General features: G+C 68.2%; 11 protein-coding genes and 1 pseudogene. 6 read left to right on the top strand and 6 right to left on the bottom strand.

The features are described 5' to 3' along the window. Window positions 1–133 precede the first annotated feature (133 nt). Window positions 134–4,168, top strand: a pseudogene (locus G3N92_RS18315) (translocation/assembly module TamB domain-containing protein); the annotation flags it as partial. Between the two features lie 70 nt (window positions 4,169–4,238). On the opposite strand, the gene metG reads toward G3N92_RS18315, so the two are convergent. Beyond that, window positions 4,239–6,383 (bottom strand): methionine--tRNA ligase, encoded by a 2,145-nt coding sequence (gene metG / locus G3N92_RS18310; RefSeq protein WP_206128943.1) that lies wholly within the window; start codon window positions 6,381–6,383, stop codon window positions 4,239–4,241. Between the two features lie 498 nt (window positions 6,384–6,881). Further along, window positions 6,882–7,532, bottom strand: coding sequence for an OmpA family protein (locus G3N92_RS18305; protein WP_206128942.1), 651 nt, complete (start codon window positions 7,530–7,532; stop codon window positions 6,882–6,884). A 345-nt stretch (window positions 7,533–7,877) separates the two neighbouring features. On the opposite strand from G3N92_RS18305, the gene apbC reads away from it, so the two are divergent. The 5 genes from apbC (at window position 7,878) to G3N92_RS18280 (ending at window position 13,410) form a co-directional block, all read left to right on the top strand. Further along, a complete protein-coding gene (gene apbC, locus G3N92_RS18300; protein ID WP_206128941.1) occupies window positions 7,878–8,966 on the top strand; it encodes an iron-sulfur cluster carrier protein ApbC in 1,089 nt (362 codons plus the stop codon). Between the two features lie 124 nt (window positions 8,967–9,090). Then, window positions 9,091–9,621, top strand: a complete 531-nt coding sequence (locus G3N92_RS18295) for a superoxide dismutase family protein (RefSeq protein WP_206128940.1) — start codon at window positions 9,091–9,093, stop codon at window positions 9,619–9,621. A gap of 107 nt (window positions 9,622–9,728) precedes the next feature. Then, entirely contained in the window at window positions 9,729–10,298 is a 570-nt protein-coding gene (dcd, locus tag G3N92_RS18290) for a dCTP deaminase (protein WP_206128939.1), read from the top strand. Window positions 10,299–10,384: 86 nt separating this feature from the next. Next, window positions 10,385–12,664, top strand: a complete 2,280-nt coding sequence (locus tag G3N92_RS18285) for an arginine/lysine/ornithine decarboxylase (protein WP_206128938.1) — start codon at window positions 10,385–10,387, stop codon at window positions 12,662–12,664. 2 nt (window positions 12,665–12,666) lie between these two features. After that, window positions 12,667–13,410 (top strand): lysozyme inhibitor LprI family protein, encoded by a 744-nt coding sequence (locus tag G3N92_RS18280; RefSeq protein WP_241014868.1) that lies wholly within the window; start codon window positions 12,667–12,669, stop codon window positions 13,408–13,410. A gap of 49 nt (window positions 13,411–13,459) precedes the next feature. Here G3N92_RS18280 and G3N92_RS18275 read toward each other — a convergent pair whose 3' ends face one another. From G3N92_RS18275 to ppc, 4 genes are all read right to left on the bottom strand, one after another. Further along, on the bottom strand, window positions 13,460–13,873 hold the full coding sequence (locus G3N92_RS18275; protein ID WP_206128937.1) for a DUF4902 domain-containing protein: 414 nt from the start codon (window positions 13,871–13,873) through the stop codon (window positions 13,460–13,462). Between the two features lie 233 nt (window positions 13,874–14,106). After that, complete coding sequence (gene argH, locus G3N92_RS18270; protein WP_206128936.1) at window positions 14,107–15,513, bottom strand: argininosuccinate lyase; 1,407 nt, start codon at window positions 15,511–15,513, stop codon at window positions 14,107–14,109. A 139-nt stretch (window positions 15,514–15,652) separates the two neighbouring features. Beyond that, a complete protein-coding gene (locus tag G3N92_RS18265) occupies window positions 15,653–16,504 on the bottom strand; it encodes a helix-turn-helix transcriptional regulator (RefSeq protein WP_206128935.1) in 852 nt (283 codons plus the stop codon). A 329-nt stretch (window positions 16,505–16,833) separates the two neighbouring features. After that, on the bottom strand, window positions 16,834–18,632 hold a 1,799-nt coding region (gene ppc / locus G3N92_RS18260), incomplete at its 5' end, for a phosphoenolpyruvate carboxylase (protein ID WP_206128934.1).

Here is an 18,632-nt window from a genome sequence, read left to right as displayed (position 1 = left end):
TGCCACACACCTCCGAGTGCGGCGACCTAGATGAGTCAGGCTGTCTATTTTTTTTTTACTGATACGGCGACCACCCAGCTCTACACTGCCACCAACACTCTTGCCCTCCACGACGCTCTTCCGATCTGCCTCGCTGGGCGGCCGGCTGGCCGGCACGCTCGAGGGCGGCTCGCTCGCGCGCGGCGTGCGGATCGACAAGCTGGCCTGGCTGTCGCCGGGCGGTACCGGCACCGACGTGCGGATCGACCGGGTCGACGCCCGCTGGGCGCTGACGCGCGCGCCGCTGCGCTTCACGCTCGATTACCTGCGGGCCGGCACGATCGACGTGAGCGTCGTGCCGTCGCCGCCGAGCACCTCGCCCACCGTGTTGCCGCAGAACCTGAACCTACCGCTGCAACTGGTGCTGCGCGAGGTGCGCTTCGATACGCTGCGCATCCACGAGGCCGGTTCCACCACCGAGCTGTCGCATTTCCTGCTGCACGGCGACAGCGACGGCCGTCGCCACACGCTCGCGGTCGACCGGCTCGACACGCCGTTCGGCGCGGTCACGGCGAACGCGCGGCTCGACGGCCAGCGGCCGTTCGCGATCGAAGGCGCGGCCACCTATTCGGGCAAGGTGTCGAAGGAACAGGTGGATGCGCATGCCACGCTGTCCGGCTCGCTGGAGGCGCTCGGCGTCGATCTCGACGCGTCGGGCATGAAGCTGGCCGGGCGCGCGCATATCGAAGCCGCGCCGTTCGGCGCGGTGCCGCTCACGCGCGCCACGCTGGCGTTCGAGCACGTCAACCCGCGCGTGCTGGCGCCGACCGCGCCCGAGGCCGATCTGAGCATCCATGCCGATCTCGCGCCGGCCGGCGAGGCGGCGGGTGGCGACGACAGCGTGTCGGCCAAGGCGCTGGCGGCGATCATGGCGTCGGCGGCTTCCGCTTCGGCCGCTTCGGGCGGCGCGTCCGCAACGGAGGCGGGCAGCGCCGCGCAAGCTCGAACGCAAGCGGCGGCCGCGCCCGGCGCGAGTGCAGCCCATGCCGCCGCCGCCGCGAATTCGCGCGCGCTCGTGGTGGTCGGCAAGCTCGCCGTCGTCAACGCGAAGCCGGGCACGCTGGCCGAAGGCAAGCTGCCGCTCGTCGACATCCACGCGAACCTGCACCTCGACGCCCACGCGCAACGCATCGACGATTTCGCGATGCGCCTGCTGCGCAACGGCAGCGTGACGGGCGGCGGCGCGCTGGCCTCGCCGCGCGGGCGCTTCGACCTGACCGTCGCGGATCTCGATCCGACGCTGTTCTCCACCGCGGTGCGGCCGATGCGGCTCGGCGGCCCGGTCGCCGTGACGCTCGACAACGGTTCGCAGCACGCCACCGTCGACCTGAAGGATCCGAAGCTCGCGCTCGGCCTGAGCGCCGATGTCACGACCGACGCCACCGCCACCACGATCAAGCGCGCGCGCGTGTCGGCGGGCAAGGGCCGCGTCGATCTGAGCGGCGTGCTCAAGCACGACAAGGCGTCGAGCTACGACTTCAAGGCCGCGCTCGTCGATTTCAATCCGCTGGCGTTTTCCACCTTGACGCCGGCCGCGCGAAGCGCGCCGGCGGCCAAGGGCGGCAAGCCCGCGACGAAGTCGAACGCAACCGCCCGCCGCCCGGTCGAGGCGCGCGTGAACGGCGCGCTGACGGCCACCGGCGCGCTCGCGCCGGCGCTGTCGAGCAAGGTGCAGTTCAAGCTCGGCGAGAGCGTCTACGACGGCGTGCCGATGACGGGGCAGGGCACGCTCCAGGTGGCCGGCACGCGGCTGCTGCCGAGCACGACCGACCTGTCGGTGGCCGGCAACCGCGTCTCGCTGAACGGCAGCTTCGGCGCGCCCGGCGATCGGCTGCGCTTCGCGATCGACGCGCCGCAGCTCGACCGGCTCGGCTTCGGCCTGCAAGGCCTGGTGCAGGCGCACGGCGAGCTGACCGGCAGCATCGCGCACCCGAACGTCGCGGCCGATTACCGCGCCACCGGCGTGGTGGTCGGCAGCAACCGGATCGGTTCGGCGCAGGGCAGCGCCGAGGTTCGCGACGGCGCGAACGGCGCGCTCGCGTTCAGCGTCGACGCGAACGATCTGGCGCTCGGCTCGATCGACCTCAAATCGGTCAAGGCCAAGCTCGCCGGCACGCGCGCGAAACACACGCTCGACGCCACCGCGCTCGGCAGCGCCGACGGCCGCGTCATCAACCTGCACGTGGCGGCGGCCGGCGGCCTGATCGAAGCCGGCGGCGCGAGCCGCTGGGACGGCACCGTCTCGCAACTGGTCAACCGCGGCACGCCGGCGGTGTCGCTCGACGCGCCGCTCACCGTCTCGGCCGGCGCGGGCCGCGTGGTGCTCGGCGCGAGCAAGCTGACGATCGAGGGCGCGGTGCTCGACCTGCGCAGCTTCGTGCTCGATCACGGCGCGCTGCGCACGGCCGGCACGCTGAGCAACCTGTCGATCGCGCGCGCGTTGCAGGTGCGCGAATTCCTGACCGGCGAGCGCGCGCCCGTGCGCACCGATCTCGTGCTCGACGGCGATTGGGATCTGTCGCTCGCCAATACGGCCAGCGGGCATGTGCAGATCCGCCGCCGCTCGGGCGACGTGACGATCGAGGCCGGGCGCGGCATCGCCTCGCTGGGCATCACCGATCTGAACGCGCGCGCCGAATTCGGCGCCGGCAACCGCCTGAACGCCACGCTGCATGCGAAGGCGAGCCGCATCGGCACCGCCGACGCGACGCTCGGCATTCCGTTCGCGCTGCACGACGGCACGATCGGCGTGGCCGAGAACGGGCCGCTGTCGGGCAACGTCGCCGTCGACATCCCCGCGTTGCGCACCACGGGCGGCCTGCTCGGGCCGAGCTACCTGTTCGACGGCCGCGCCGCGCTGAAGCTGACGGTGGCCGGCACGCCGGCCAAGCCCGATCTGTCGGGCGCGCTGACCGGCGACAAGCTGTCGGTCACGGTGGTCGATCAGGGCGTGCAACTGAAGGACGGCATCGTTCGCGTCAAGCTGACCGACAACCTCGTCGAGTTCCAGCAGGTCGAATTCCACGGCGCCGACGGCACGCTGCGCGCGCTCGGCCAGGTGCGGCTCGACGGCAGCGCGCCCGACCTGAAGGCCAGCATCGTGGCCGACAAGCTCGAGCTGTTCGCGTCGCCGGATCGCAAGCTGTCGCTGTCGGGCAGCGCCAGCATCAAGAACGACGGCCCGCGCGGCCAGCTCGCGATCGACGGCAAGTTCGGCGTCGATCAGGCGCTGTTCGACCTGCCCGAATCGTCGGCGCCGTCGCTGTCCGACGACGTCGTGATCGTGCGGCCCGACGGCACCGTGCCGGGCGAATCGAAGAACGCGGCCGGGCTGCCGAAGTCGGTCGCCGACCAGCCCGCGCCCGCGCTCGGCCCGCGCGCGAACATCGACATCGATCTCGGCAACCGCTTCCGCTTCAAGGGGCACGGCGCCGATCTCGGCCTGCGCGGCACGATCACCGTGATGAGCGCGCCGGGCATTGCGCTGCGCGCGGTCGGCAACGTGCGCGTGACCGAAGGCTCGACCTACTCGACGTTCGGCCGCAAGCTGTCGATCGAGAACGGCTTCTTCACGTTCAACGGGCCGATCTCGAACCCCGGCATCAACATCCTCGCGATGCGCCGCAATCAGGAGGTGGAGGCCGGCGTGCAGGTGACGGGCACCGTGCAGGCGCCCACCGCGAAGCTCGTGTCCGAGCCGAACGTGACCGACAACGAGAAGCTGTCGTGGCTGCTGTTCGGCCACGGCACCGACACCGGCAACAACCTCGGCCAGCAGAACACCATGACCACGGCGCTGGCGTTGCTCGGCAGCGCGAGCGGCAAACGCATCGCGCAGACGGTCGGGCTCGACGAGTTCACGGTGGGCCGCAGCGACGTGGGCCTGACCGATCCGCAGGTGGTGCAGATCTCGAAGGCGATCAACGAGCGCTTCGTGCTTGGTTACGAGCAGGGGCTGCAGTCGGCCAGCAACGCGTTCAAGGCGACGCTGAACCTGTCGCGGTTCTGGGCCGTGTCGGCGTACGGCGGCACGTTCCAGGGCATCGACCTGAACTACACGCGGCGCTTCGACAAATGGTGGTGGGCGCGCGGCAGGAAGAAGCAGGAAAGCCCGCAGCAGGATCAATAAAAAAAACCCGCTCGGCGACGAGCGGGTTTTTCGTTGGCGGGGGCAGCGACGAGGCCGCCGCGCGCGGGGTTCAGCTCACGCGCATGCCCGGCTTCGCGCCGCTGTGCGGCTCGAGGATGTAGAGGCCCGGTTCCGACTTCTCGTCCTTCGCCGACGCCGCCAGCACCATCCCTTCCGACATGCCGAACTTCATCTTGCGCGGCGCGAGGTTGGCGACCATCACCGTCAGCTTGCCGACCAGCTCTTCCGGCCGGTAGGCCGACTTGATGCCGGAGAACACGTTGCGGGTTTTTTCCTCGCCAATGTCGAGCGTGAGCTGCAGCAGCTTGTCCGAGCCTTCCACGGCCTGGCACGCGACGATCTTCGCGATGCGCAGGTCGATCTTCGTGAAATCGTCGATCGAGATGATGCCGTCGCCGGCCGGCTCGGCGGCTTCCTTGGCCGGCTTCTTCTTCGCGTCCTTGCCGTCCTTCGCCGCGGCTGCGGCTGCGGCGTCGCCCGCCGGGGCGAGCGAGCTGCGGTTGGCGGCCAGCAGCGCCTCGATCTGCTTCGGATCGACGCGGGTGGTCAGATGCTGGTACGCATTGACCGGCTGCGCGGACGACAGCGGCGTGGCCGCGTCGGCCCACGTCAGCGGCGCGATGCCGAGGAAGCGCTCGACCGATTCCACCAGCTTCGGCAGCACCGGCTTCAGCGCGAGCGACAGCAGGCGGAACGATTCGAGGCTCACGCTGCAGGTTTCGTGCAGCGCCACCGCGTTGGCCGGATCCTTGGCCTGTTCCCACGGCTTGGCGGTATCCACGTAGACGTTCACGGCGTCGGCCAGCTCCATCGTCTGGCGCAGCGCGCGGCCGTATTCGCGCGCTTCGTAGTGCGCGGCGATCTGCGGGATCGCGTCGCGCAGCGAGGCGATCAGCGGATGGTTCATCGCGCTGTCCTGCACGCGGCCGCCGAAGCGCTTGAACAGGAAGTTCGCCGCCCGGCTCGCGATGTTCACGTACTTGCCGACCAGATCGCTGTTCACGCGCGCCTGGAAATCGTCGAGGTTCAGGTCGATGTCTTCCATCGTCGCGTTCAGCTTCGCGGCGAAGTAGTAGCGCAGCCATTCCGGGTTCAGGCCGGTGTCGATCACGCTCTTGGCCGTGATGAACGTGCCGCGCGACTTCGACATCTTCGCGCCGTCGACGGTCAGGAAGCCGTGCGCGAACACGTTGGTGGGCGTGCGATGGCCCGAGAACTCGAGCATCGCCGGCCAGAACAGCGTGTGGAAATAGAGGATGTCCTTGCCGATGAAGTGATACTGCTCGGCGCTCGAACCGGGGCGCGTCCACGCGTCGAAATCGAGGCCGAGCTTGTCGGCCAGGTTCTTGAAGCTCGCGTAGTAGCCCACCGGCGCATCGAGCCAGACGTAGAAATACTTGCCCGGCGCGCCGGGGATCTCGAAGCCGAAGTACGGCGCGTCGCGGGAAATGTCCCAGTCGGCGAGCTTGGCTTCGCCGTCGTCGCCGAGCCATTCGCGCATCTTGTTGGTGGCTTCGGGCTGCGCGAGGCCGCCCACCCAGCCGCGCAGGAACGATTCGCAGCGCGGGTCGGACAGCTTGAAGAAGTGGTGCGTCGAGATCTTGCGGACCGGCGTGGCGCCCGACACGACCGAGTACGGGTTCAGCAGCTCGGTCGGCAGGTAGGTCGAACCACACACTTCGCAGTTGTCGCCGTATTGATCCTTGGCGTGGCACTTCGGGCACTCGCCCTTGATGAAGCGATCCGGCAGGAACATTTCCTTGACCGGATCGTAGGCCTGCTCGATGTCGCGCTCGACGATCAGGCCGGCCTGCTTCAGCGCGAGGTAGATGGTCTCGCTGAGGACGCGGTTTTCCTCGGAATCGGTCGAGTAGAAATTGTCGAACGACACGCCGAAGCTGTCGAAATCGCGCTTGTGCTCGCCCCAGACGCGCTCGATCAGCTGCTTCGGCGTCAGGCCTTCCTGCTCGGCGCGCAGCATGACCGGCGTGCCGTGCGTGTCGTCGGCGCCGATGTAATAGACCTCGTGACCGTGCATTCGCATCGTCCGCACCCAGATGTCCGTCTGGATGTACTCGACCAGATGGCCGATGTGGATTTGCCCGTTCGCGTAGGGCAGGGCGGACGTGACGAGGATCTGGCGGCGGCTCGCGGGAGCGCCGGCCGGCACGGTATTGAGATCGGATGCGGACATAGGGTCGTCAGGAAAGCCGCGGCGGGCGCGGCATGGTACGGGGGAAACGCGTTGGAACCTGCGATTCTAGCAGGCACGACGCGATCGATCGCGGCGTGGCCCGGCCGAGTGGCGCGCGCGGCGCCGTTTCGTGGATTTTTCGCCGGATTCGGTGCGATTCAAACGGAAATCGGCTGAATTCGGGCATCGCGCGAGTGCGGCCGACACAGTCTTTCGAACGGCTTTCGGCGTGGGCGCTCAGTGGAAATTGCTGCAGGACAGCAGCCGGATTTCAGGCAAAAAAAACCGGGGCGACTGGTGCCCCGGAGCAACAACGACAAGAGGAGAATGGTGACGCGCCTGCAAAGCAACAGGCGCGTACCGTAAGGAAAGACCAAGGCAAAATCAATAAGTTCGAAAATTTTTTCGAATGTGTACCGATTGGCCCAAAAGCCTTGCCTGGCGTGCCTGCGTGCGTTTGCCGCGCAGGCACGTCATGTCGTCCTGCCGCGTGCGTGCTTACTGTTGCGGTTGCTGCGGCGCGCGCAGGTAGATCTCGACGCGGCGGTTCTGCGCGCGGCCGGCTTCGGTCGCGTTGTCGGCCACCGGGTTCGAGGCGCCCATGCCTTGCGCCGACAGGCGGCCGCCGTTGACGCCGCGCTGCACCAGCGCCGTCACGACGCTCTGCGCGCGGTTTTGCGACAGCGTCTGGTTATGCGCGGCCGAGCCGGTGCTGTCGGTGTAGCCCACCACCGCCGCGGTGATCTGCGGGTTCTGGTTCAGCGAGGTGGCCAGATCGCCGAGCAGCGGCGCGAAGGCCGGCGTGATCGCGTACTGGTCGGTCGCGAACGTCACCGAGCTCGGCACGTTCAGCTTCAGCGAGCCGTCCGGCTGTTCCGTCACTTGCGTGCCGGTGCGTTGCGCCGACGGCGCGATGCGGTTCTTGATCGCCTGCCAGTTGTAGCCGGTCACGCCGCCGGCCAGCGCGCCGATGCCTGCGCCGATCGCGGCACCCTTGCCGCCGCCGGCCAGTGCGCCGATGCCGGCGCCGAGCGCCGCGCCGGCGCCGGTGCCGACCGCGGTGTTGTTGCCCTGTTGCGTGGCGCAACCGGCGAGCAGCGCGCCGGCAAGCGCGAAGACGGACAGGCGCGTCGCGATTTTGGTATTCATGTCGAGTTCCTCTCTGAATTGAACGAGTCGGTCACTACGCGGTGCGGCGCCTCGCGAACGAGACGCCGCCGGCCGGCTGCATGCCCCGTTCGGGACCAAGGCTGTTCGGACGGAGCAGCGTCCAGCCTCTACAATATAGGCGTTGCGGGGCCGATGTGGCCCCGAGGTGCACCGCTGGCGATCATTGCGCTCCCGCCGTTTTCGCGCAATGACGTGCAATAAATTCTTTCACTTTTCCTGCCTGCCGCGTTCTCGTCGGACGATTGACGGCGCGGCCACGGCGGCATGGCCTGACGCGCGGCAAACTTGGCGCGGCATGGCGAATCACGATCCCACGGAGTTTCGATGAGTATTGAACGGGCCACTGTCGACGCCGCGCTCGCGGCGCTCGTCGATCCCAACACGAACCGCCCGTATGCGGCCGGCAAAGGCATTCGCGACGTCGCGATCGACGGCGACACCGTCACGCTGACCGTCGTGCTCGGCTACCCGGCGCGCAGCCAGCACGAGGCGGTGCGCCAGCAGATGGCCGAGGCGCTCGCGCAGGTGCCGGGCGTGCGCGCGGCCCGCGTCGCGGTGCAGCAGGACATCGTCACGCACACCGTGCAGCGCGGCGTGAAGCTGCTGCCGAACGTCAAGAACATCGTCGCGGTGGCCTCGGGCAAGGGCGGCGTGGGCAAGAGCACCACGGCCGTCAACCTGGCGCTCGCGCTGGCTCAGGAAGGCGCCACGGTCGGCATTCTCGACGCCGACATCTACGGCCCGTCGCTGCCGACCATGCTCGGCGTGCAGGGCCGCCCCGAGTCGCCCGACGACAAATCGATGAACCCGATGCGCGGCCACGGCCTGCAGGCCAACTCGATCGGCTTCCTGATCGACGAGGACAACCCGATGGTGTGGCGCGGCCCGATGGCCACCTCGGCGCTGGAACAGTTGCTGCGACAGACCAACTGGCAGGATCTCGACTACCTGATCGTCGACATGCCGCCGGGCACCGGCGACATCCAGCTGACATTGGCCCAGCGCGTGCCGGTGACGGGCGCGGTGATCGTCACGACGCCGCAGGACATCGCGCTGCTCGACGCCAAGAAGGGCCTGAAGATGTTCGAGAAGGTCGGCATTCCGATCCTCGGGCTGGTCGAGAACATGAGCATCCACGTGTGTTCGAACTGCGGCCACGAGGAGCACATCTTCGGCGCGGGCGGCGCGGCGCAGATGGCGGCCGAATACGGCGCGCCGGTGCTCGGCAGCCTGCCGCTCGACATCGCGATCCGCCAGCAGGCCGACAGCGGCACGCCCACCGTGGTGGCCGCGCCCGATTCGGCCGTGGCGGCGCGCTATCGCGAGATCGCGCGCAAGGTGGCGATCGCGATCGCGGATCGTTCGAAGGACATGACGTCGAAATTCCCGTCGATCGTGGTTCAGAATACGTAAAACCCGGGCCGCATGGCTGTTTCGCGCGTGGGAAGCCGGGGTATGATGGCGGCTTTCCCCTTGGTCCCCCTTTTTCGGGCCTGCGGGCGCGCCCACCCGGCGCGTGCGCCGGCGTGAGGATCGCATGAAACAACGATTCGACGGGACGGCCTGCGCCACCGCGCTTGCCGCCCTGGCCGCGATGGTCGTGCTGAACGGCTGCACGTCCTTCGCGTCGACCCACGAAAAGCGCGCCACCGCGCTGCTGCAGCCCACCTTCGGCAGCCAGACGCGCGGCGCGCTGACCTTCGTCGAGCGCCCCGACGGCGTGCAGGTGTCTTACAACTTCGTCGGGTTGCCGCCCGATACCGATCACGCGCTGCAGGTTCACGACCGCGGCGACTGCAACGCCGTGGACGGCGCCAGCGCCGGCCCGGTATTCGCGCCCTCGGCCGACCGGTTGCGCGTCGGCGCGCGGGTGGCCGGCGATCTCGGCAATATCCACGCCGATTCCAACGGCGTCGCCGCCGGCTTCATCGTCGCGCCCGACGTGGCGCTCGACGGCGTGCGTTCGGTGCTCGGCCGCTCGGTGCTGATCCACCGCGACGCGAGCGATCCCGCCTTCCCGCAGCACGGCGCCGGCCCCGGCCTGGCGTGCGGCGTGGTGCGTCCTTGAAGCGCCCCCGCGCGTCGGCCGCTATCGCGTAAAATGTGCGCCTTTCCCTGCCGCCGGGTTCGCCCGGCGGCGCGACCCCGATCTGTAGCCTTATCTGGCGCCTTTTTATGAGCATCAAGTCCGACAAGTGGATTCGGCGCATGGCCGAACAACACAAGATGATCGAGCCGTTCGTGCCCGACCAGGTTCGCGAGTCCGAAGACGGCCGCAGAATCGTCAGCTACGGCACCTCGAGCTACGGCTACGACATCCGCTGCGCGGACGAATTCAAGATCTTCACCAACATCAATTCGACCATCGTCGATCCGAAGAACTTCGACGAAGGCTCGTTCGTCGATTTCAAGGGCGATGTCTGCATCATCCCGCCGAACTCGTTCGCGCTGGCCCGCACGGTCGAATATTTCCGCATTCCGCGCACGGTGCTGACCGTCTGCCTCGGCAAGTCCACCTACGCGCGTTGCGGCATCATCGTCAACGTCACGCCGTTCGAGCCCGAATGGGAAGGCTACGTGACGCTCGAATTCTCGAATACCACGCCGCTGCCGGCGAAGATCTACGCGAACGAAGGCGTCGCGCAGGTGCTGTTCTTCGAGAGCGACGAGGTGTGCGACGTGTCGTACGCCGATCGCGGCGGCAAATACCAGGGCCAGCGTGGTGTCACGCTGCCGAAAACCTGATCTGGTTGGATACACGTTTTGCCAACCGGTTACCGGGTGACCGCTGCGCTTGACGCGCCGCGGTCGTTCTTTTTGGAGATTCGCCCATGAAGTTTCGCTTCCCCGTCGTCATCATCGATGAAGACTTCCGCTCCGAGAACATTTCGGGCTCCGGCATTCGCGCATTGGCCGAAGCGCTCGAAAAAGAGGGCGTCGAGGTCAACGGTCTGACGAGCTACGGCGATCTGACGTCGTTCGCGCAGCAATCGAGCCGGGCGTCGTGCTTCATCCTCTCGATCGACGACGACGAGCTGATGCTCGGCGAAACCGGCCCGGACGGCGAGCTGCCGGAGCTGGCCACGGCGATCATCGAGCTGCGCGCGTTCGTGACCGAAGTGCGCCGCCGCAACGCCGACATTCCGATCTTCCTGTACGGCGAGACGCGCACCTCGCGCCATATCCCGAACGACGTGCTGCGCGAGCTGCACGGCTTCATCCACATGTTCGAGGACACGCCCGAGTTCGTCGCGCGCCACATCATCCGCGAAACCAAGGTGTACCTCGATTCGCTGGCGCCGCCGTTCTTCAAGGAACTGGTGAAGTACGCCGACGAGGGCTCGTACTCGTGGCACTGCCCGGGCCACTCGGGCGGCGTGGCGTTCCTGAAGAACCCGCTCGGCCAGATGTTCCACCAGTTCTTCGGCGAGAACATGCTGCGCGCCGACGTCTGCAACGCCGTCGACGAACTCGGCCAACTGCTCGATCACACCGGCCCGGTGGCCGCGTCCGAGCGCAACGCCGCGCGCATCTTCAGCGCCGATCACCTGTTCTTCGTGACCAACGGCACGTCGACCTCGAACAAGATCGTCTGGCACGCCACCGTGGCGCCGGGCGACATCGTGCTGGTGGATCGCAACTGCCACAAGTCGATCCTGCACGCGATCACGATGACGCACGCGATTCCCGTGTTCCTGACGCCGACGCGCAACCATTTCGGCATCATCGGCCCGATCCCGCGCGACGAATTCAAGCCGGAAAACATCCGCAAGAAGATCGAGGCGAACCCGTTCGCGCGCGAGGCGCTGAAGAAGAACCCGAACGCCAAGCCGCGCATCCTGACGATCACGCAGAGCACGTACGACGGCGTGATCTACAACGTCGAACAGATCAAGGATCTGCTCGGCGACCTGCTCGACACGCTGCACTTCGACGAAGCCTGGCTGCCGCACGCCGAATTCCACGAGTTCTACCAGGACATGCACGCGATCGGCTCGGGCCGCCCGCGCACCGGCTCGCTGGTGTTCGCGACGCACTCGACGCACAAGCTGCTGGCCGGCATCTCGCAGGCCTCGCAGATCGTCGTGCAGGATTCGGAAAACCGCACGTTCGACAAGCATCGCTTCAACGAGGCGTACCTGATGCACACCTCCACCAGCCCGCAGTACGCGATCATCGCCTCGTGCGACGTCGCGGCCGCGATGATGGAGGCGCCGGGCGGCACCGCGCTGGTCGAGGAATCGATCGCCGAGGCGATCGAGTTCCGCCGCGCGATGCGCAAGGTCGACATCGAATATGGCGACGACTGGTTCTTCTCGGTGTGGGGCCCGGACACGCTGCCGGAAGAAGGCATCGGCTCGCGCGAGGACTGGATCCTGCGTCCGAACGACCGCTGGCACGGCTTCGGCAATCTCGCCGAAGGCTTCAACATGCTCGACCCGATCAAGGCGACGATCATCACGCCGGGGCTCGACGTGGACGGCGAGTTCGGCGAAACGGGCATCCCGGCCGCGATCGTCACGAAGTACCTGGCCGAGCACGGCATCATCGTCGAGAAAACCGGTCTGTACTCGTTCTTCATCATGTTCACGATCGGCATCACGAAGGGCCGCTGGAACTCGATGGTGACCGAGCTGCAGCAGTTCAAGGACGATTACGACAACAACCAGCCGCTCTGGCGCGTGCTGCCGGAATTCGTCGCGCAGTATCCGATCTACGAGCGCGTGGGCCTGCGCGATCTGTGCACGCAGATCCACGACGTCTACCGCGCCAACGACATCGCCCGCCTGACGACCGAGATGTACCTGTCGGACATGGAGCCGGCGATGAAGGCCTCGGATGCGTTCGCCAAGCTCGCGCACCGCGAGATCGACCGCGTGCCGCTCGACGAGCTCGAAGGCCGCGTGACCAGCATCCTGCTGACGCCGTACCCGCCGGGCATTCCGCTGCTGATCCCGGGCGAGCGCTTCAATGCGACGATCGTCAGCTACCTGCGGTTCGCGCGCGACTTCAACGAGCGCTTCCCGGGCTTCCATACCGATGTGCACGGGCTGGTGGCCGAGGAAGTGAACGGGCGCGTCGAGTACTACGTCGATTGCGTGCGCGACTGACGATGAGCGGCTTCGGGATCCCGACTCCGGGCCGCCGCGCGCCGCGCGCGCGGGCCGTGGCCGCGGTGGTGCTGGCCCTGGCCGGTTGGCTCGGCGCGGCCGCGCCGGCGCATGCCGAGGTGGCCGCCGCCGATCCGATCGACGTCGCGATGCGGCAGTGCCTGGCGCGGCGCGATCGTTCCTCGACGGTCGGTCAGATCCAGTGCATGGACGAAGCCCGCGCGCAGTGGCTGAGCGCCGTGGACGACGCGTTCAAGCAGTTGAGCACGGTGGAGCCGGCCAGCGCGAAGCACGGCTGGCAGGAAAGCCAGCGGCGCTGGCTGCTCTGGCGCAAGGACGAGACGCTGCTGACGCAGGCGGTCTACGCCACCACCAGCGGCACCATGTACGCACTGGCCAGCGCCGACATGCGGATCCAGCCGGTGCGCGATCGCGCGCTGTCGCTGCGCGATGCGGCCGACCGCTACAGCAAGCCGAACGGCGGCGCGGACGCCGTGCATCGCGTGCGCGCCTGTTCGGACGACGCGGCCTGCGAGCACGCGCTGTTCGATCTGAACCGCTATTACGTGAAGCTGCAAAAGCGCATGCCGGCGCGCGGCCGGCCGGTGCTGGTGCGGGCGCAGCGCGCCTGGGTCAGCTTCCGCGACGGCACCACGCCGATGATCAGCGAGCAGCAGCGCGTGGATCTGATCGGCGCGCGCGTGGCCACGCTCAAGCGTCTGTCCGAGACGGTCAACAACAAGTGACGGCGGGCGCGTCATGCGCCTGCTTCGCTTCGCTCACTTTCGTGTCGCTTCAGCCTGCGCGCCCCATGGCGCCGTCGGCGGCGAATTCCCCCACCACGCGTTGCCAGTCGAGCCGCTCGATCACGTCGCGGAACGCGCTGGCCGTCTGGCGCATGCCGAGATCGCGACCCGTTTCGTCGAGCAGCATCACGTTGCTGCGCACGTCGTCGTCGGTCAGCGTGGCCCGGCCGCATGCGTCGACGAACCAGTCCCAGCCCACCGTGATGTAGCGGCAGGTGTCGCTGCGGCATTCCCATTCCGTGATGCCGGCGCAGCGCGCCACGACGCGGCCGCCGTTCAGTTCGTCGAGCAGGTCGCGGTCGAGTTCGGTCGCGCGGTGCGCGAAGCTGAGCACCCGCAACTGATGCCGGGGAATCCGGACGTAGCCGTCGCGCGGCGCGCGGTTCTGCGAGATGACGGGCATATTCGATATAAGGTTCGACGATTTTCCGATAAGGATGATTTGGATTGCCAACTAAAATCGCGAGTATGTAAACACATCGGCGCGCGGGCAACTGTCAGATCTGGCAGGAGAGGGTTTTTGCGTAATCAATTGCGGACGCAATTGATGAGGGCGTTGCCGCAAAAACAAAACCCCACGTTCCGGGGAACGTGGGGTCGAAGCCGATGCGCGGGGTGCCGCGCGTGGCGTGCCGGTCAGGCGAGCGCGGCGCGCGCCGCGGCGATGGCCGCGCGCACCTGGTCCGGCGCGGTGCCGCCCGGATGATTGCGGCTCGCCACCGAGCCTTCGAGGGTCAGGTAGCCGAACACGTCGTCGCCGAGCAGATGCGCGACGTTCGGCAGATCCTGCTTCATCTGTTCGAGCGACAGATCGGCCAGGTCGATGCCGCGGTCGTCGCAGATCTTCACGGCGTGCGCGACGGCTTCGTGCGCGTCGCGGAACGGCAGGCCGCGCTTGACGAGGTAGTCGGCGAGGTCGGTGGCGGTCGAGAAGCCCTGCAGCGCGGCGGCGCGCATCGCGTCGGCCTTCACCGTGATGCCGGCCACCATTTCGGCGAAGATCCGCAGCGTGTCGGCGACGGTGTCGACCGTGTCGAACAGCGGCTCCTTGTCTTCCTGGTTGTCCTTGTTGTACGCGAGCGGCTGGCCCTTCATCAGCGTCAGCAGCGCCATCAGATGGCCGTTCACGCGGCCCGTCTTGCCGCGTGCGAGCTCGGGCACGTCCGGGTTCTTCTTCTGCGGCATGATCGACGAGCCGGTGCAGAAGCGGTCGGCGATGTCGATGAAGCCGACGCGCGGGCTCATCCACAGCACGAGTTCTTCCGAGAAGCGCGACACGTGCGTCATGACCAGCGCGGCCGCGGCCGTGAATTCGATCGCGAAATCGCGATCCGACACGGCGTCGAGCGAGTTCGCGCAGATGCCGTCGAAGCCGAGCGTGGCGGCCACGGCGTGACGGTCGATCGGGTAGCTGGTGCCGGCCAGCGCGGCGGCGCCGAGCGGCAGGCGGTTCACGCGCGCGCGGCAGTCGCGCATGCGGCCGGCGTCGCGCGTGAACATTTCCACGTAGGCGAGCAGGTGATGGCCGAACGTGACGGGTTGCGCGACCTGCAGGTGCGTGAAGCCCGGCATGATCGTCGCGGCATGCTGCTCGGCGAGGTCGAGCAGGGCGCCGCGCAGGTCGGTCAGCAGGCCGCCGATGCGGTCGATTTCGCCGCGCAGCCACAGGCGGATGTCGGTGGCCACCTGATCGTTGCGCGAGCGGCCCGTGTGCAGGCGCTTGCCGGCGTCGCCGATCAGCGCGGTCAGGCGCGCTTCGATGTTGAGGTGGACGTCTTCGAGATCGAGCTGCCATTCGAATTCGCCGCGCTCGATTTCGCCCTGGATCTGCGCCATGCCGCGCTCGATCGCGGCGAGATCGTCGGCGCTGATGATCTGCTGCGCGGCGAGCATCTTCGCGTGCGCGAGCGAGCCGGCGATGTCGACGAGGGCCAGGCGCTTGTCGAAGAACACCGACGACGTGTAGCGCTTGACCAGCTCCGACATCGGTTCCGAGAAGCGGGCCGACCAGGCCTCGCCCTTTTTGTGCAATTGGGACGTCATGGCGATTCGTAAGGAGAGTGAAGCGGCGGGAGCCGCAGAGCAGATGCGGATTCTAGCATTCGGCGGCGCGCCGCCCGGCTCGTGGCGGGGCCGGCGTGGGGTGTGCAGCGGTGTGCGGCGCGATCGCGCGCCTCGGCGCTTACGGCGCGCCTGCCGGCGGGCCGGGAATCAGCATCACGAATTTGAGGTCTTCGCGGTGGGCGGGCTTCAGCGTGGTTTGCTGATAGACGACGCGGCCGTCGCGCGGATGGTCGAACGCCCGTTCGCCGCCTTCGCGCTCGACCACGTCCTGCGACGCCCAGTAGTGCGCGAACGCCTCGCTGCCGGCCACCAGCGCGTCGATCAGCGTGCGGGTGGGCGCGTCGTTCAGGTGGCGGATCGAATCGGCACGGAATTCGGCCACCAGCCGGCGGGCCCGCGTATCCCAGTCGACGATCAGCGTGCGCGCGGCCGGCGACAGGAACGTGAAGCGCAGCAGGTTGCGATCCTGGCTGTCGTTGCCGCCGCCGCTGTCGTCCGGCTGGTCGAGCCAGCCCGTGAACAGCGCGGAGGCCGGCTCGTTCCAGGCCAGCGCGTTCCATTGGCGATCGAGCACATAGGCCGGCGCGGCGACCAACTGCACGGCGGTGACCAGCGTGTCGGGCACGTCGGCGGTGGCCAGCTCCGGCTCGGCCGGGTCGCGCTGCGCGGCCAGCTCGAACAGATAGGCACGCTCGGCGCGCGACAGGCGCAGCGCCACGGCGATCCGGGCCAGCGCGTCGGCGGAGGCCGATACCTGCCGGCCTTGCTCGATCCAGGTGTACCAGGTGGGGCTGACGCCGCAGAGCTGCGCGACTTCCTCGCGGCGCAGGCCCGGCGTGCGCCGGCGCGGGCCGGGCGGCAGGCCGACGGCTTCGGGCGTCAGGCGCTCGCGGTGGGCGCGGATGAAATCGCCGAGCGCGCGGGCGGGCGTGGCGTCGAGCGGGGGCGGGGCGGAACGGGACGGACTCATCGGATCGCGATGCGGCGGACGAAAACGGGCGGATCGGTAAAGCGTCGGCGGGAAACTGGCCGGCGGGCCGGATGACGGGTGCCGCGGATACCAGGATAGCGTCTGGGCGGGTCATGGTACCGGGGCGAGCGCCATTGTAACGGCTCGCCGGCGCGGCTGCCGCGTGGCGCTGTCACGTTTGGGCCTGGCGTTACGCCCGCTGTCGCGATTCCCGGCGGCGCCGCAATGAAAAACGGCGCGGACACCGTTGCCGATGTCCGCGCCGTGGCGCAGCTTGTCGTGTCGCGCGCGGTGGCGCGAAGCCGAACCGCCGCGCGCGCGTTCGCAACTCAGCCGGTGTTGCGCAGGCCGGCCGCGATGCCGTTGATGCTCAGGTGAATCCCGCGGCGCACACGCGCGTTGGTGTCGCCGGCGCGGTGGCGCTTGAGCAGTTCGACCTGCAGGTGATTGAGCGGGTCGAGATACGGGAAGCGGTTCTTGATCGAACGCGCCAGCAGCGGATTGGCCGCGAGCCGCGCCTCGTGCCCGGTGATCTGGGCCAGCGCCGCGGCCGTGCGTTCCCACTCGGCCACGATCCGCCCGAACACCTGCTTGCGCAGCTTGCGGTCGGCCACCAGCTCGGCGTAGCGCGAGGCCACGGCCAGGTCGGTCTTGGCCAGCACCATGTCCATGTTCGACAGCAGATGCGAGAAGAACGGCCAGGTCTTGTTCATCTTCTGCAGCAGCGCGAGGCGCTTGGTGCGTTCTGCGTCGTTCGCGGCGCCGTCGAGATAGGCGGCGAACGCGCTGCCGAAGCCGTACCAGCCCGTCAGCAGCAGGCGGCACTGGCCCCACGAGAAGCCCCACGGAATCGCGCGCAGATCCTCGATCTTGCGGTTCTTCGCGTCTTGCAGCTTGCGCGAGGCCGGGCGGCTGCCGATGTTCAGCTCGGCGATTTCGCTGATCGGCGTCGACGCGAAGAAGTAATCCTTGAAGCCCGGGGTTTCGTAGACGAGCGCGCGATACGCGGCCATCGCCGCGTCCGACAGCGTCTGCATCGCCGCCTCGAACGCCGGCAATTGCGCCGGGGCGTTGTTGCGCGGCAGCAGCGACGCTTCGAGCGTGGCGGCCACCACCGTTTCGAGGTTGCGTCGGCCGATTTCCGGATTCGCGAACTTGCTGGCGATCACCTCGCCCTGCTCGGTCAGGCGGATCTGGCCGTTCACCGTGCCCGGCGGCTGCGACAGGATCGCCTGATAGGTCGGGCCGCCGCCGCGGCCGACCGTGCCGCCCCGGCCGTGGAACAGGCGCAGCTTGATGTCGTGGCCGCTGAACAGTTCGACCAGCGCGAGTTCGGCGTGATACAGCTCCCAGTTGGACGTCAGGAAGCCGCCGTCCTTGTTGCTGTCCGAGTAGCCGAGCATGACTTCCTGCTCGCCGCCCTGATGGGCCACCATTGCCGCGGCGCCCGGCAGCGCGAAGTAGTCGCGCATGATCTCCGGGGCATTGCGCAGGTCGGCGATGGTTTCGAACAGCGGAATCACCATCAGGCTGTGCTTCGCGTCGCCGTGCGCGCCGAACGTGCCGTCGAGCAGGCCGGTTTCCTTTTGCAGCAGCAGCACTTCGACCAGATCCGACACCGTTTCGGTGTGCGAGATGATGTAGTTGCGCACGGCGCGCGCGCCGAACTGGGCGCGCACTTCGCGGGCCTTCTCGAGCACGCCGAGTTCGCTGGTTGCCAGCTCGGAGTATTCGAGATAAGGAATGCGCAACGGGCGCGGGTCGGCCAGGGCCGCCAGCAGCACGCGCAGCTTGTCGGCTTCGCTCAGTGCGGCGTAATCGGCCTCGACGCCGGCGCGCGCGAACAGCTCGGCGATCACGGCCTCGTGGATGTCCGAGCTCTGGCGCAGGTCGATGCTGGCCAGATGGAAGCCGAACACCTCGGCGGCGCGCACCAGCGGCGCGAGGCGCGGCGTGGCGAGCGACGCGCCGTGGTGCGCGATCAGCGATTCGTGCAGCACGCGCAGATCGCGCGCGAACGCTTCGGAATCCGGGTACGGCGTGGCGCGCACGGGCGGAGCGCCACGGCCGGCGCTCCGCACGGCCACCGCTCCTTCCGCCGACCGCACGCGCGCGCTCCCTCCCGATC

The sequence above is a fragment of the Burkholderia sp. Ac-20379 genome, from assembly GCF_017104645.1.
Lineage (GTDB): Bacteria > Pseudomonadota > Gammaproteobacteria > Burkholderiales > Burkholderiaceae > Burkholderia.
The sequence above is the reverse complement of the archived record's forward strand: the minus strand, read 5'-3'. Positions and strand labels throughout refer to the sequence as shown.

What these genes read in the sequence shown, in the direction of transcription:
- metG (WP_206128943.1), bottom strand. Translation starts at nt 6,383, where the DNA reads ATGTCCGCATCCGATCTCAATACCGTGCCGGCCGGCGCTCCCGCGAGC.
- G3N92_RS18305 (WP_206128942.1), bottom strand. Translation starts at nt 7,532, where the DNA reads ATGAATACCAAAATCGCGACGCGCCTGTCCGTCTTCGCGCTTGCCGGC.
- apbC (WP_206128941.1), top strand. Translation starts at nt 7,878, where the DNA reads ATGAGTATTGAACGGGCCACTGTCGACGCCGCGCTCGCGGCGCTCGTC.
- G3N92_RS18295 (WP_206128940.1), top strand. Translation starts at nt 9,091, where the DNA reads ATGAAACAACGATTCGACGGGACGGCCTGCGCCACCGCGCTTGCCGCC.
- dcd (WP_206128939.1), top strand. Translation starts at nt 9,729, where the DNA reads ATGAGCATCAAGTCCGACAAGTGGATTCGGCGCATGGCCGAACAACAC.
- G3N92_RS18285 (WP_206128938.1), top strand. Translation starts at nt 10,385, where the DNA reads ATGAAGTTTCGCTTCCCCGTCGTCATCATCGATGAAGACTTCCGCTCC.
- G3N92_RS18280 (WP_241014868.1), top strand. Translation starts at nt 12,667, where the DNA reads ATGAGCGGCTTCGGGATCCCGACTCCGGGCCGCCGCGCGCCGCGCGCG.
- G3N92_RS18275 (WP_206128937.1), bottom strand. Translation starts at nt 13,873, where the DNA reads ATGCCCGTCATCTCGCAGAACCGCGCGCCGCGCGACGGCTACGTCCGG.
- argH (WP_206128936.1), bottom strand. Translation starts at nt 15,513, where the DNA reads ATGACGTCCCAATTGCACAAAAAGGGCGAGGCCTGGTCGGCCCGCTTC.
- G3N92_RS18265 (WP_206128935.1), bottom strand. Translation starts at nt 16,504, where the DNA reads ATGAGTCCGTCCCGTTCCGCCCCGCCCCCGCTCGACGCCACGCCCGCC.